Source organism: Paracoccus aminovorans, assembly GCF_900005615.1.
GTDB lineage: Bacteria > Pseudomonadota > Alphaproteobacteria > Rhodobacterales > Rhodobacteraceae > Paracoccus > Paracoccus aminovorans.
Genome location: NZ_LN832559.1, coordinates 2,216,749 through 2,230,828, shown reverse-complemented (window position 1 = coordinate 2,230,828; position 14,080 = coordinate 2,216,749). Strand labels below are relative to the sequence as shown.

The 14,080-nt window shown below is 68.4% G+C and carries 15 protein-coding genes; 6 read left to right on the top strand and 9 right to left on the bottom strand.

Annotation, left to right across the window (positions count from 1 at the left end):
• Positions 1-348, top strand: coding sequence for a COG4315 family predicted lipoprotein (locus JCM7685_RS11075; protein ID WP_074969734.1), 348 nt, complete (start codon positions 1-3; stop codon positions 346-348).
• Positions 349-359: 11 nt separating this feature from the next.
• Here JCM7685_RS11075 and JCM7685_RS11070 read toward each other — a convergent pair whose 3' ends face one another.
• Entirely contained in the window at positions 360-1,607 is a 1,248-nt protein-coding gene (locus JCM7685_RS11070) for a urate hydroxylase PuuD (RefSeq protein WP_074969736.1), read from the bottom strand.
• Between the two features lie 783 nt (positions 1,608-2,390).
• Between JCM7685_RS11070 and JCM7685_RS11065 the strand changes: the two genes are divergently transcribed.
• Complete coding sequence (locus JCM7685_RS11065) at positions 2,391-3,599, top strand: hypothetical protein (RefSeq protein ID WP_083412873.1); 1,209 nt, start codon at positions 2,391-2,393, stop codon at positions 3,597-3,599.
• Between the two features lie 49 nt (positions 3,600-3,648).
• Here the strand turns inward: JCM7685_RS11065 and ileS are convergent, their stop codons facing one another.
• On the bottom strand, positions 3,649-6,570 hold the full coding sequence (ileS, locus tag JCM7685_RS11060) for an isoleucine--tRNA ligase (protein WP_074969738.1): 2,922 nt from the start codon (positions 6,568-6,570) through the stop codon (positions 3,649-3,651).
• Positions 6,571-6,653: 83 nt separating this feature from the next.
• Between ileS and JCM7685_RS11055 the strand changes: the two genes are divergently transcribed.
• The 3 genes from JCM7685_RS11055 to JCM7685_RS11045 all read left to right on the top strand — a co-directional run bounded on the left by JCM7685_RS11055 (position 6,654) and on the right by JCM7685_RS11045 (position 8,755).
• Positions 6,654-7,922: an FAD-dependent oxidoreductase gene (locus tag JCM7685_RS11055; RefSeq protein WP_231964621.1), complete on the top strand. Its 1,269-nt coding sequence runs from the start codon at positions 6,654-6,656 to the stop codon at positions 7,920-7,922.
• A 47-nt stretch (positions 7,923-7,969) separates the two neighbouring features.
• Positions 7,970-8,368, top strand: coding sequence for a group III truncated hemoglobin (locus tag JCM7685_RS11050; protein WP_083412877.1), 399 nt, complete (start codon positions 7,970-7,972; stop codon positions 8,366-8,368).
• Between the two features lie 63 nt (positions 8,369-8,431).
• Positions 8,432-8,755 (top strand): VOC family protein, encoded by a 324-nt coding sequence (locus JCM7685_RS11045; RefSeq protein ID WP_074969742.1) that lies wholly within the window; start codon positions 8,432-8,434, stop codon positions 8,753-8,755.
• Here the strand turns inward: JCM7685_RS11045 and JCM7685_RS11040 are convergent.
• The 6 genes from JCM7685_RS11040 to JCM7685_RS11015 all read right to left on the bottom strand — a co-directional run bounded on the left by JCM7685_RS11040 (position 8,752) and on the right by JCM7685_RS11015 (position 12,796).
• On the bottom strand, positions 8,752-9,390 hold the full coding sequence (locus JCM7685_RS11040) for a trimeric intracellular cation channel family protein (RefSeq protein ID WP_074969744.1): 639 nt from the start codon (positions 9,388-9,390) through the stop codon (positions 8,752-8,754). The genes JCM7685_RS11045 and JCM7685_RS11040 overlap by 4 nt on opposite strands.
• Before the next feature lies 1 nt (position 9,391).
• Positions 9,392-9,853 (bottom strand): ribonuclease HI, encoded by a 462-nt coding sequence (gene rnhA / locus JCM7685_RS11035; protein ID WP_074969746.1) that lies wholly within the window; start codon positions 9,851-9,853, stop codon positions 9,392-9,394.
• Positions 9,850-10,455 (bottom strand): glutathione S-transferase family protein, encoded by a 606-nt coding sequence (locus tag JCM7685_RS11030; RefSeq protein WP_074969748.1) that lies wholly within the window; start codon positions 10,453-10,455, stop codon positions 9,850-9,852. The genes rnhA and JCM7685_RS11030 overlap by 4 nt, the downstream gene beginning before the upstream one ends.
• Positions 10,456-10,667: 212 nt before the next feature.
• Entirely contained in the window at positions 10,668-11,621 is a 954-nt protein-coding gene (gene ispH / locus JCM7685_RS11025; RefSeq protein ID WP_074969750.1) for a 4-hydroxy-3-methylbut-2-enyl diphosphate reductase, read from the bottom strand.
• Between the two features lie 39 nt (positions 11,622-11,660).
• Positions 11,661-12,203: an adenine phosphoribosyltransferase gene (locus JCM7685_RS11020; RefSeq protein ID WP_074969752.1), complete on the bottom strand. Its 543-nt coding sequence runs from the start codon at positions 12,201-12,203 to the stop codon at positions 11,661-11,663.
• A complete protein-coding gene (locus JCM7685_RS11015; RefSeq protein WP_074969754.1) occupies positions 12,203-12,796 on the bottom strand; it encodes a flavin reductase family protein in 594 nt (197 codons plus the stop codon). Before JCM7685_RS11015 ends, JCM7685_RS11020 begins: the two co-directional genes overlap by 1 nt.
• Before the next feature lie 196 nt (positions 12,797-12,992).
• Here JCM7685_RS11015 and JCM7685_RS11010 point away from each other — a divergent pair, with 196 nt between their 5' ends.
• Positions 12,993-13,574 (top strand): GNAT family N-acetyltransferase, encoded by a 582-nt coding sequence (locus JCM7685_RS11010; RefSeq protein WP_074969757.1) that lies wholly within the window; start codon positions 12,993-12,995, stop codon positions 13,572-13,574.
• On the opposite strand, the gene JCM7685_RS11005 is transcribed toward JCM7685_RS11010, so the two are convergent.
• Positions 13,559-14,020, bottom strand: coding sequence for an Ivy family c-type lysozyme inhibitor (locus JCM7685_RS11005; RefSeq protein ID WP_083412875.1), 462 nt, complete (start codon positions 14,018-14,020; stop codon positions 13,559-13,561). The genes JCM7685_RS11010 and JCM7685_RS11005 overlap by 16 nt on opposite strands.
• Positions 14,021-14,080: the final 60 nt, after the last annotated feature.

Genomic DNA, 14,080 nt, shown 5'->3' with positions numbered 1-14,080 from the left:
ATGAAACGGATTTCAGGCTGGCTGGCGGCAGGGCTGATCCTGCTGCCCTTCGGTGCGGCGCAGGCGCAGGGCGTCGCCACCGGCGACAAGGGAATGACGCTTTACAGCTTCGACAAGGATGCCGGCGGAAAACCCGCCTGCTACGACGATTGCGCGGCGAAATGGCCGCCCTACATGATGCGCGAGGGCGAGACCAAGCCCGAAGGCTGGGGCACGGTCGAGCGCACGGACGGCAGCATGCAATGGACCCTGGGCGGCAAGCCCGCCTATTACTTCGCCGGCGACAAGAAGGCGGGCGACAAGGCGGGCGACGGCCTTGGCGGGGTCTGGCACGCCCTGGGCGAATAGGCCCGGCCGGATCAGTTCCAGGCGAAGGTCTTGGGCAGCCCGCGATACCAGTCGACGATGGCCTGGCGCTCCTCGGGTTCCATGAAGCTGACGTTCGCGGGCGGCATGGCGTGGGTCACGCCGGCCTGGATATAGATTTCCCGCGCGGCGCGTGTGATGTCGTCGGGGGTTTCCAGCAGCACGCCCTTGGGCGCGGTGTGGATGCCCTCGTACGAGGGCTCCCTGGCGTGGCACATCGAGCAGCGGCCCATGACCGCGCCCGAGGCCTCGTCCCAGCCGGGCGCGTCGATCATCGCCTGCTGGGTCGGGGTCAGGACGCGGGCCTCGGATTCCTCGACCGTCTGGCGGAACATCGGCGCGGTCGAGAGCCACATGACGATGACGAACAGGATCGTGGTCGCGGCCCAGGTCCACCATTTCATGCCGCCGCCGGCGTGCATGGTGTTGAAGAAGTGGCGGATGGTCACGCCCATCAGGAAGATCAGCCCGGCGATGATCCAGTTGTATTCGGTGGCGAAGGCCAGCGGATAGTGGTTCGACAGCATCAGGAACACGACCGGCAGGGTCAGGTAGTTGTTGTGCGTCGAGCGCAGCTTGGCGATCTTGCCGTATTTCGGATCGGCGGGACGTCCGGCCTTGAGGTCGGCGACGACGATGCGCTGGTTCGGCATGATGACGAAGAACACGTTCGCCGTCATGATCGTGGCGGTGAAGGCGCCCAGGTGCAGCATGGTGGCGCGGCCGGTGAAGACCTGGTTATAGCCCCAGCCCATCGCCATCAGCAGCACGAACAGAAGCAGCATCAGCAGGGTCGGCGTCTCGCCCAACTTGGACTTGCACAGGTTGGTATAGACCAGCCAGCCGATCGACAGCGAACCGGCCGAGATCAGGATCGCCTGCCAGGGCGCCAGCTCCATCTTGGCGGGGTCGATCAGGAACAGCTCGGACCCGACCCAATAGGTGACCATCAGGAGCGCCGCCCCCGAGATCCAGGTCATGTAGCTTTCCCATTTGAACCAGATCAGGTGGTCGGGCATCCGCTCGGGTGCGACCAGGTATTTCTGGATATGGTAGAAACCGCCGCCGTGGACCTGCCACTCCTCGCCATGCGCGCCGGCCGGCAGTCCGGGCACCTTGCGCAGGCCGAGGTCGAGCGCGACGAAATAGAAGGACGAGCCGATCCAGCAGATCGCGGTGACGACATGCGTCCAGCGTATGGCGAATGCGAGCCAGTCCCAGATGACGGCGAAATCGGACATGTTGGACTCCTCTCTAGCTGGTGAAACGATAGCTTGCCCGAGGACATGCCGCCATTCACGCAATTGCCCTTGCTGTCTTAACGATGCGTTGAAAATCCTTCATCCGCACCGGGGGACCGGCGGGGCCGAACGCCGGCTGCGCGCGAGGACCGGCACTTTTGCGGGGCGAAGGTGGGACAGGGGAATATCCCCTGGCCCCTCGGTCAGGCATTCCGCGCCGGTTGAATGGCCGGACGATCCCGGGAGGCGTTTTTCAAATCGGCTTTCAAAAGTTTTCGCGAAATCCCGAATAGCGCCGAAGGCCAGGTCTATTCGAGCGGCCCCGGCTTTTTCCGCGCCCGACGGAACGCCGCCGTTGGGGCTGACCTTAGCCTGAACTCTACAGCGATTTCCGCAAGATGACGCAAGGGTATCGGCGGAAAAGCGCCGCGCCCGCAATGGGGTGGTCGACAAACTTCGACAGAGATGAGAACTTCGGTCTCAAGAGCGACCGGGTGAGACAGTGCCCTTTCCCACCCGGTCTCGCCGTACCTGTAAAAGAGGAAAATCGTTCAACGGCTTTGGACACCGTGCATGGAAAGCCTTAAGGGGTGAACCTGCCTTTTTGGTGAGGTTTCCTGCTTTTATGGCGGGTTTATGCAATTCATGCGTGTTTTATGCAACCGGTTTGAATAGGTTTATCTAATTCAGGTTGAAATCCCTTTATTCAATTCGCCTCTGGAATGATAAGGCGAAACCTTGCTAAGAGCGATCCATACGAGGGATTCGCGCGACGGAACGACCATGACCGATGACAGCAAGGATGCCCCGCCGCCCGCGGCGGCCGACCGGGCAGCCGAACGCGCGGCGAGGCAAGCCGCGAACCGGGCCGAACGCGAGGAACGTCGCGCCGCCCGCCAAGCCGAACGTGCCGCCCGCAAGGGCAGCGACAAGGGCCGTGACCAGCCGCAACCCGCGCCGCAGCCCGGCACCCCGGCGAAAGCCGCGGCCCCGCAACTGGCTTCGTCGCAGGTGTTCAACATCCTGCTGGTCGGCCAGGGCCAGCGGCTGGGCGTGCAGGCGGTGCTGTTCGCCGCCAGTCTGCGGCGGAACGCCCCCGGCTGGCGGGGTCGGCTGATCGTGGCCGAGCCGCGACCGGAAGGCGCCTGGGCCGGCAGCCGCACCGCGATGCCCGAGCCGGTGCGCCGCGCCCTGGCCGATTTCGGCGCCGAGATCCTGCCCTTCACCGCCACTTGCTTCGGCGCCAGCTATCCCCATGGCAACAAGATCGAGGCGCTGACGCTGCTGCCCGCCGGCCAACCCTTCGTCTTCTTCGACAGCGACACGCTGGTGACCGGGCCGCTGGACCGGGTCGGCTTCGACTTCTCGCGCCCCGCGGCCTCGATGCGGCGCAGCGCGACCTGGCCCGAACCGCCGCTCTACGGTCCGGGCTACACGCAGATCTGGAAATCGCTCTATGACCGGTTCGGCCTGGATTTCGCCAGTTCGCTGGACCCCGACCAGCCCGACGAGCATTGGGAACGCTATCTCTATTTCAACGCCGGCTGGTTTTTCGGTGCCGACCCACAGGAATTCGGCCGCCGCTTCCTGGACTGGGCCGCGCAGATCCGCGCCGAGCCGGGCGAGGCGCTGGCCTGCCAAAGCCTCGATCCCTGGCTCGACCAGGTGACGCTGCCGCTGGTGATCCATGCGCTGGGCGGCGGCCGGCCGGGACCCGAACTTGCCGGGCTGGACGGCTGGGCGACCTGCCATTACCGCAACCTGTCGCTGCTCTACGCGCGCGAGCCCGAGCCGGTGGCGGGGCTGATCGAGGATCTGGCCGCGGACCCGCGCATCGCGCCGCTGCTGGCCGAGGACGAGGCCGCCCAGCGGCTGATCGCCGAGGGCGAGGGCCGCAGCCGCATCCGTCCGATGTTCGACGGCGAAAACCCGCCCCCGACCGAGAAGGCCACGCGCCAACGCCTGCGCCGCGCGGGGCTGTGGTTCCGCTGACGCAAGTGTCCGTGGGCCCGCGCTTCGGCGCGACCCGCGGTCTTGCCGCCTATCCCCGGCTCAGCGCGGCGTCGCAGCGGGCGCAGGTGCCCGGGTGCTTGTGGCTGCCGACATCGGGCAGGATCTTCCAGCAGCGCTGGCATTTCTCGCCCTCCGCCGCCTCGAAGACGACGCCGATCCCCGGCACGTCCGACAGCCGGAAGGCCTCGCCCGGGGCCGGATCGGCGGTCAGGCTCAGGTCCGAGGTGATGCAGACCTCGGCGAAATCCACCGATTTCAGCGCCTGCAGCTCTTCGGCAAGATCGACATGCACCACCGGCGCGGCTTCCAGGCTGGCGCCGATCACCTTGTCGGTGCGCTTGATCTCCAGCGCGGCGGTGACCACGCGGCGGATGCGGCGGATGGTGTCCCATTTCCGCGCCAGCGCCTCGTTCAGCCAATCGGCGGGCGTCGCCGGGAAGTCGTGCAGATGCACGCTGTCGTCCTCGGAGGGGAAGCGCGACAGCCAGACATCCTCCATGGTAAAGGGCAGGATCGGCGCCAGCCAGGTCACGATGCGGTGGAACAGCAGGTCCAGCACCGTCCGCGCCGCCCGCCGCCGCGCCGAATCGGGGGCATCGCAGTAAAGCGCGTCCTTGCGGATGTCGAAATAGAAGGCCGACAGATCCACCGTGGCGAACTGGAACACGGTCTGGAACACGCCCTGGAAGTCGAAGCTGTCATAGCCATGGCGCAGCTGCGCGTCGATCTGCGCCAGCCGGTGCAACACCCATTGCTCCAGTTCCGGCATGTCCGCCGCGTCGATGCGCTCGGCCTCGGTAAAGCCGTCGAGGTTGCCCAGCACGAAGCGCAGCGTATTGCGCAGCCGGCGATAGCTGTCGGCGGTGCCCTTCAGGATCTCGGGCCCGATGCGCTGGTCGGCGGTATAGTCGGTCTGCGCCACCCACAGCCGCAGGATGTCGGCGCCGTATTGCTTGATGACCTCGGCCGGAACGATGGTATTGCCCAGCGACTTGGACATCTTCATGCCCTTCTCGTCCAGGGTGAAGCCATGCGTGACCACGTTGCGATAGGGCGCCCGGCCCTTGGTCGCGCAGGCCTGCAGCAGCGAGGACTGGAACCAGCCGCGATGCTGGTCGGTGCCCTCCAGATAGACGTCGGCGATGCCGTCCGGGGCCCCGTCGGCGCGGTCGCGCAGCACGAAGGCATGGGTCGAGCCGCTGTCGAACCAGACGTCCAGCACGTCCATCACCTGATCGTAATCCGCCGGATCGGCAACGCCTGCCAGCACCTCGGAGACAAAGCCGGGCCGATACCAGACATCGGCGCCATCCTTTTCGAAGGCGGCGATGATGCGGTCGTTGACGCGCTGGTCGCGCAGCAGGAAGTCCGGGTCGGTGGGCTTTGCGCCCTTCTTGACGAAGCAGGTCAGCGGCACGCCCCAGGCGCGCTGACGCGACAGCACCCAGTCGGGCCGGTTCTCGACCATGGAATGGATGCGGTTGCGCCCCGATTGCGGCCACCACTTCACCAGCCTGTCGATCGAGGTCAGCGCCCGGGTGCGGATGGTGTCGCCATATTGCCCCATGCCGTCGGCCAGCGGCGCGTCGATGGCGGCGAACCATTGCGGCGTGTTGCGATAGATCAGCGGTGCCTTGGACCGCCACGAATGCGGATAGGAGTGCTTCACCTTGCCCTTGGCCAGCAGCGCCCCGGCCCAGGCCAGTTGCTTGATGACGCTGACGTTGGCCGGGCCTTCCTTGCCCTCGGGTGTCAGGATCGCCTGCCCGCCGAAGATCGGCAGGTCGGCGCGATATGAGCCGTCCGGCTCGACGTTATAGGTCATCGGCAGCTTGAACTTCAGCCCCAGCTGATAGTCGTCGTCGCCATGGCTGGGGGCGGTATGCACGAATCCGGTGCCCGCATCCTCGGTGACATGCTCGCCCGGCAGCATGGGCACGTCGTAGTCCCATTCGCCCAAGCCCCCCTCGATGCCGCGCAGCGGATGGGCCAGTACCAGCCCCTCCAGATCGGCCGCCGCCACGTCGCGCAACCGCTCCCAACCCTCGATCTTGCCGGCCTGCTTCACGCTTTCGGCCAGTGCATCGGCCAGCACCAGCAATTCGCCCGGCTGCGCCGTGGCATTCTCGGCCACCGCCCCCACGCGATAAAGCCCGTAGGAGATCGCCGGATTATAAGCCACCGCCCGGTTCTGCGGAATGGTCCAGGGGGTGGTGGTCCAGATCACCACGCTGGCGGGCTTCTCTGTTCCCCAAATACTCGCCGACCCGGTGACGGGAAACCGCACCCAGATGGTATGGCTCTGATGGTCGTGATACTCGACCTCGGCCTCGGCCAGGGCGGTCTTCTCGACCGGAGACCACATCACCGGCTTCGAACCCTGGTAAAGCGAACCGTTCATCACCAGCTTCATGAACTCGGCCGCGATCACCGCCTCGGCGTGGAAATCCATGGTCAGATAGGGATCGTCCCACTTGCCGGTGACGCCCAGCCGCTTGAACTCCTCGCGCTGGACATCGACCCAGGCTTCGGCGAAGCGGCGGCATTCCTGGCGGAACTCGACCACGTCCACCGCATCCTTGTCGCGGCCGTCATGGCGGTATTTCTCCTCGATCTTCCACTCGATCGGCAACCCGTGGCAGTCCCAGCCCGGCACATAGCGCGCGTCGCGGCCCATCATCTGGTGGCTGCGCACGATGATGTCCTTGATGGTCTTGTTCAGCGCGTGGCCGATATGCAGGTTGCCGTTCGCATAGGGAGGGCCGTCGTGCAGGATGAAGGGCGCGCGCCCCTCGGCCCGTTCGCGCAGCCGGTCGTAGATGCCGATCCGCTCCCAGCGGGCCAGCCATTCCGGCTCGCGCTGCGGCAGGCCGGCGCGCATGGGGAAATCGGTCTGAGGCAGGAAGACGGTGTCGCGATAATCGGGCGCGGTCGGGGTCGAGTCGCTCATCTGGCGGGAATCCTTGAGGTGGCTGGGCAGGCACGCTTAACCCGACGGCGAGGGGATCCTACGCCGCCGGGTGGATAATTCGAATGATCCCGGCCCTGCTGAACATGGCCCGGGTTATAGAAAACCGCCCCGACCCCTGCAAGCGCGGCTTGCGGCGGCCGGGGACATGGGGCAAGCCCGCGCGCATGGACTACCGCATCGCCATCGCCGGCGCCGGGATCGGCGGCCTCGCCCTTGCCGCGCTGCTGGCGCGCGACGGCCACGATGTCACCCTGTTCGAGCGTTTCGCCGCGCCGCGCCCGCTGGGTTCGGGCCTGGTGATCCAGCCGGTCGGGCTGGCGGTGCTGGACCTGATCGGCTCGGGCGAGGACCTGCGCCGCCTGTCCAGCCCCATCGCGCGGATGCTGGGCCACGGCGCCGACGGCCGCAAGGCGCTGGACGTGTCCTATCCCCAGCACGCGCCCGGGCGCGGCACCCATCGCGCGACGCTGTTCCGGCTGCTCTGGGACCGGGTGCGGGCGCTGGGCCTGCGGGTCGAGACCTCGGCCGAGGCGATCTGCGCCCCGCAGGACGGCCCCCGCCGCCGCCTGCACCTGGCGGACGGGCGCGTCTTCGGTCCCTTCGACCTGGTGGTGGATGCGGGCGGCGCCGGCTCGCGCCTGTCGCCGCTCACGGCGCGGCCCCTGGGCTATGGCGCGATCTGGGGCACGGTGCCATGGTCCGACGCCGGGCTGTCGCGCGACCGGCTGCGCCAGCGTTACCGGGGCGCCCGCCGCATGGCGGGCATCCTGCCCATCGGCTGCCTGCCGGACGACCCGACGCCGCTGGCCGCGATCTTCTGGTCGATGCCGCGCGCCGAGCTTGATCTCTGGCCGCGAAACCCCGGCTGGCGGGCCGAGGCCGCCGCCCTCTGGCCGCAGATCGCGCCGTTCCTGGACCATATCCGCGACGACGCGCAGATGGTCGCGGCGCGCTATGGCCATGGCACTTTGCGCCGGCCCCATGCGCCGGGGCTGGTCCATATCGGCGACGCCGCGCATCGCGCCAGCCCGCAACTGGGGCAGGGCGCGAACATGGCGCTGCTGGACGCGCTGGCGCTCAGCCTCTCGCTGCGCCGCCCGCTGGACGAGGCGCTGCCGGATTACGCCGCCATGCGCCGCTGGCATGTCCGCATCTACCAGGGCATGAGCGCGGTGCTGACGCCGATGTATCAGTCCGGCAGCCGCGCCCTGCCATGGCTGCGCGACCGGGTGCTGGCGCCCGCTTCGACCCTGCCGCTGGTCCGCAGCGGGCTGACGCATCTGGTCGCCGGCACCATGATCCCGCCTCTGGCCGGAACGTCCGGCCCGTGACAACGCGCCGCCTTGCCGGCGGCCGCAACGCGTCCCATATGCAGGGCATGATTCCGCCCCGTTTCGATGTCACGCCCCAGCAGATCGACCGCGTCGTCGCCACCTTCTATGCCGCCATCCGCCGGCATGAGGAGCTGGGGCCGATCTTCGCCGCCCATGTCGCCGACTGGCCCGCGCATGAGGAAAAGATCGCCCGGTTCTGGCGCAACGCCATCCTCTACGAACGCAGCTACGACGGCAGCCCGATGCGCGCCCATATCCTGGCGGGCAATGTCCATGCGCAGCATTTCGCGCCCTGGCTGATGCTCTTCGACGAGACCTTGCGCCGGACCCTGCCCGAAGATGCCGCCCGCGGCTGGTCGGCGCTCGCCCATCGCATCGGCGCCGGGCTGCGCATGGGGGTCGAGAACATGACCCCCGTCGCCGGCCCGCCCGTCCTGCGCTGACCGCCTTGCGCGGACCTTCCCATCGGGTGTAAACAAAAAGGGAACATTACCGGGAGGGCGCGCATGAAGATCGACTACCTGGAATTCTCCTCACCCGACCTGCCGGCGACGAAAGCCTTCTTCGCCCAGGCCTTCGGCTGGAGCTTCAACGACTACGGGCCCGAATATCAGGAACTTGCCGATGCCGGGGTCTCGGGCGGCATCGCGGCCGGTCCGCTCGCGCCGCCGCTGGTCATCCTGAAGGCCGGCGACCTCGAAGCGGCGCTGGCGCGGGTGACCGCTGCGGGGGCCGAGATCACCCGGCCGATCTTCGCCTTTCCCGGCGGGCGGCGCTTCCAGTTCCGCGAACCGGGCGGAACCGAGATGGCGGTCTGGTCCGAAGTCTAGCCGCGGGTCTCGTTGCGCGGCGGCCGGCCCTTGTAGACCGGCAGCCGCCAGCCCAGCACCATGCTGCCCGCCCGCAGCGCCAGCACCATGGCCCCGCAGCCCAGCAGCGCCGCCGAATGCGACAGGCCCAGCGACAGCAACACCAGCGCCGCGACCGCGCCGCCGAAGGTGGCGGTGATGTAAAGCTCGCCCTGCTTCAGCACCAGCGGCACCTCGTTGCCGACCACGTCGCGCATCAGCCCGCCGAAGGTGCCGGTCATCATGCCCATCATCACCGTGACGACGGGACCGGTCCCGGCCGCCAGCGCTACGCCGACGCCGGCGGGGACGGCCACGGCCAGCGCCAGGGCGTCCAGCCACAGGATGGCGCGATAGCGGCTTTCCAGCAGATGCGCGGTGAAGAACACCACGATCGCCGCCGCGGCGGTCAGCAGGATCAGTTCGGGCCGGTCGACCCAGAACACCGGCGTCCGGCCCAACACCAGATCGCGCAGCGTGCCACCGCCGACCCCGGTCAGCGTGGCGAAGAAGACGAAGCCGACCAGGTCCAGCTGCGCCCGGCTGGCGACAAGGGCCCCGGTCAGGGCAAAGACCAGAACCGAGGCATAGTCCAGCACCGGAAGCAGCGCCTGCATCTCAGGCCTTGACCGGCTTGAAGGGCGCCATTCCGGCCCGCGCGAGCTCGTCCGCGCGCTCGTTCTCGGGGTGGCCGGCATGGCCCTTGATCCATTCCCAACGCACCTGGTGACGGGCCTGGGCCGCGTCCAGCCGCTGCCACAGCTCGGCGTTCTTCACGGGCTTTCTGTCGGCGGTGCGCCAGCCGTTGCGCTTCCAGCCGTGGATCCACTGCGTGACGCCGTTCTTCACATAGGCGCTGTCGGTAGTGACGGTGATCTCGCTCGGCCGGGTCAGAGCCTCCAGAGCGGCGATGGCGGCCATCAGTTCCATGCGGTTGTTGGTGGTGTCGGGCTCGCCGCCGGAAAGCTCGCGCTCCTTCAGCACCGCCTCGCCCTCGACGGCGCGCATCAGAACGCCCCAGCCGCCGGGGCCGGGATTGCCGCTGCAGGCGCCGTCGGTCCAGGCGAAAAGCCGGCTCACGCCTCGAGTCCCCTGTAGCCCGGCAGCGCGGCGACGCGGGCAAGCCAGCGGTTCACGGCCGGAAAGCGCGCCATGTTGAAACCGCCGCGCGGTCCCGCCGTATGGGTATAGCCGTAAAGGCAGATGTCCGCGAGGCTGGGGGCCTCGCCCACCAGCCAGTCGCGGCCGGCCAACCGGTTCTCCATGACCTGCAGGTTGGCATGGCCGCGGCCCAGCAATTCGGCCATGCGCTCGGGCGTGGCCTGCGCGCGGCGGTGCGGATAGAATTGCAGCGCGGCGCGCACGGCGATGGTGCCTTCGTGCTGGTTCTGCTCCCAGAACATCCAGCCCAGCATCTCGGCGCGCAGCACCGGATCGACGGGGGCATAGTCCGTGCCTTCGCCCAGGAAGCACAGGATGGCATTGGATTCCGGCAGCAGCCGGCCGTCGTCCAGTTCCAGCACCGGCGCCTTGCCGAAGGGCAGGCGCCCCGCAAGCCGCGCGGCATCCAGCGCGGGGGACAGGTATTCGACGTCATGGATCTGGCAATCCCGCGCCAGCAGCGACAGAAGCAGCCGCACCTTGTAGCTGTTGCCCGAGGAGGGCATCGAATAGAGCCGCATCGCGCATCCCCTTGGATGATGATCGGCCGCAACATAGCCGCGAACCACGGCGACGGCCAGCGCCGGAACGCCCCGCGGCCCGGCCGGTCCCGACTGCTGTCTTGCCGGGGAGTATTTGGGGAACGAAGAAGACGTAGGCCTCGGAAAACGGACAGCGCGTCGTTTTCTTCGTTCTCCAAATACTCATTGCCGGCGGATGTCGGGGAGGCGAGTCAGCCCGGCTCCCGCAAGACCCGGGGCACCTTGAACTCGACGTTCTCGCGGGCGGTCTCGACCAGTTCCACGGTCACGTCGTAGCGGGCGCGGAAGGCGTCGATGACCTCGTTGACCAGTACCTCGGGCGCCGAGGCGCCGGCGGTCACGCCCACGGCCCGGCTGCCGGCAATGGCGCGCCAGTCGATCTGGTCGGCACGCATCACCAGCTGCGAATAGGCGCAGCCGGCGGCGCTGCCGACCTCGACCAGCCGGCGCGAGTTCGAGCTGTTCGGCGCCCCGATCACCAGGAGCGCGTCGATCTTGCCGGCGATGGCCTTGACCGAGGCCTGGCGGTTGGTCGTGGCGTAGCAGATGTCTTCCTTGGCCGGGCCGACGATCAGCGGAAAGCGCGCCTGCAAGGCCGCGACGATGGCTGCGGTGTCGTCGACCGAAAGCGTGGTCTGGGTGATGAAGGCCAGCCGCTCGGGGTCGCGCGGCGCGATATGGGCCACGTCCTCCACGGTCTCGACCAGCAGCACCTCGCCCTCGGGCAGTTGGCCCATGGTGCCCAGCACCTCGGGGTGGCCGGCATGGCCGATCATCACCATCTGCAGCCCGGCGGCGTGGTGGCGTTCGGCCTCGACATGGACCTTGCTGACCAGCGGGCAGGTCGCATCGACGAAGACCATCTCGCGCCGGCGCGCCTCGGCCGGGACCGACTTCGGCACGCCATGGGCCGAGAAGATCACCGGCCGGTCGTCGGGCACGTCGTCCAGTTCCTCGACGAAGACCGCGCCTTGGTCGCGCAGGCTGTCCACCACGAACTTGTTGTGCACGATCTCGTGGCGGACAAAGACCGGGGCGCCCCATTTCTGCAGCGCCATCTCGACGATCTTGATCGCCCGGTCCACGCCGGCGCAGAAGCCGCGCGGCGCGGCGAGATAGAGGGTCAGGGGCGGTTTCATGTCCATGGCTGTCACCTAGTCCCGCTTGGCCCGGCTCGCAAGGGATCAGGCGCCCTCGAAGGCGGTCAGGGCATGGACCTCGTGGCCCAGTCCCTCGAGCAGCGCGCGGCCGCCGAGTTCGGGCAGCTCGATCACGAAGGCGCAGCCGACCACCGCGGCGCCCAGCCGTTCGCAAAGCGCGATGCCCGCCTCGGCGGTGCCGCCGGTGGCCAAGAGGTCGTCCACGATCAGCACCCGCTCGTCCGGTTTCAAGGCGTCGTCGTGGATCTCCATCACCGCCTCGCCATATTCCAGCGCATAGGCCTGGCTGATGGTGGCGCCGGGCAGCTTGCCCTTCTTGCGGATCGGCACGAAGCCCACCGAAAGCTGATGCGCCACCGCGCCGCCCAGGATGAAGCCGCGCGCTTCCAGCCCCACCACCTTGTCGATGCGTTCGCCCGCATAGGCGGCCAGAAGCTGGTCCACCGCCATGCGAAAGCCGCGCGCATCGGCGAAGAGCGTGGTCACGTCGCGAAACAGGATGCCTTCATGCGGGAAATCGACGATGGTACGGATATAGTCGCGGATGCTGCGGGTATCGCGGGCCATCACGGGCGCTCCATCTCGAAGGTCTCGGTGGTGATGGCGTAATCCATGTAGCCCAGTCGCGACAGCCAGCCGAAGGCCGGGCGGAAGCGGCCGTCGACCAAGCAGTCGGGCCGGATGTGGATGCCGGTCACCACGCCCAGCACCATGACATTGGCCTGGCCGGCCAGCCGGATCACCTGGGTCATGCGGCATTCGAGCGAGGCTGCGGCCTGGGCCACGCGCGGGCAGTCGATGGTCTGGCATTCCGCGGCCGCGATGCCGGCGGCCTCGAATTCGCTGGTGCCGGCGGGCAGGGCGGCGGAGCTGGCGTTCACCTGGTCCTTCATGCCGCCGTCGGCGATGTTGACGCAGAAGACCCGGCTTTCGACGATCTGCGCCACGCTGTCCTTGCTGCCCGGCCGGTCCGGCTTGGCATTGGTCGAGGAAAACATCACCTGCGGCGGCACATAGGCGGTCAGGTTGAAGAAGGAATAGGGCGCGAGGTTGTCGCCCAGCCGCCCCCGGGTCGAGATCCAGCCGATCGGCCGGGGCGCCACCAGCGCGTTCAGCGGGTTGTGCGGCAGGCCATGGCCGGCCTCGGGTCGGTAGAACATGGGCCGGGTCCTTCTGTCGCGTCGCGGGCCCGCCGATCTGACCCTCGGGGCGGTCCGGCGTCAACCCCGGGGGTGCGCGGGCGGAACTTTCCGGGCTTCGTGATCCCGCAGGCGGTTTTCGCGGCCCGCCATGCATGTTACGCGGTCCCCGCACCGCAAGCCGCCAACCCGCCCCACCCGAAACCCGCGAGGCCGAATGTACGAGCTTTGCCCCGAGACCCCCGCCGACACGCCCGAGGTCGAAACCCTGATGGACCTGTGCTTCGCGCCGGGACGCACGGCGCTGTCCTCCTACCGGCTGCGCGAGGGCGTGCCGGCGGTCGCGCCGCTGTGCCTGCTGCTGCGCAACGAATACGGCGTGCCGGTGGGTGCGATCCGCTATTGGCCGGTGCGTGTCGGCGGCAAGCCGGTGCTGCTGCTGGGCCCGGTGGCCGTGCACCCGACCACGCAGGGCGAGGGGCTGGGGGGATTTCTGATGCGTGAGAGCCTCAACCGAGCCGCGCGGATGGGCTGGGCGCGGGTGATGCTGGTGGGCGATCTGCCCTATTACGGCCGCTTCGGCTTCCGGAAGCTGGAGGGGGTCGAGATGCCGCCCCCCACCAACCCCGAGCGCGTCCTGGGCCTGGAACTGGTGCCCGGCGCCTGGACCGGCGTCGCCGGCGCGGTCGAGCGCGAAACCGGCCGCGATGTCGCCGCCGGCATCGAGGAGATGCGCCGCGACCCGCCGCAGGGCTGGCGCTGCGTCGAGGTCGCGCCCAAGGGTCATTCGGCCGGGTAGTCGAAGGCGTCCGGATGGTTCGCCAGGCTGCCGGTCAGCGCCGCGTAAAGGATCGTCCGGCCGTCGATCGATTCGGCATTGCCGCCGATGTTGAGCCAGGTCAGCAGCTCGGCGCCCTCGCCATCGTGGACCGACAGCACGCCGTAAGCCTCGCCGTTCTCGGGGGCATAGAGCATCGCCATCTGGTTCGCCGCGCAATCGTGCTGCTTGCAGGCGCTCATCGCCAGATAGTCCTTGCCGCCGAAGGAAACCTTCTGCGCCGGGGTGGTCACCGCGCCCTCGCGCACCCAGGCCGGCACCTCGTGGCCCTTGGCCATGGCCTCGAAGGCGGCGGTCAGCGCCTGGTCCTTGCCGAGGTCGGCCAGCGTCGGCCCCGCGTCCTGGGCCATCGCGGCAGCGGGCAGGGCGGCCAGCGCCAGGGCGGGAATGAGGCGGCGGATGTTCATGCGGTGATTCCTTTCGTTCCGACCCGAGCATGCGGGCGGGTTTTCATCGGCCTGCCGGAA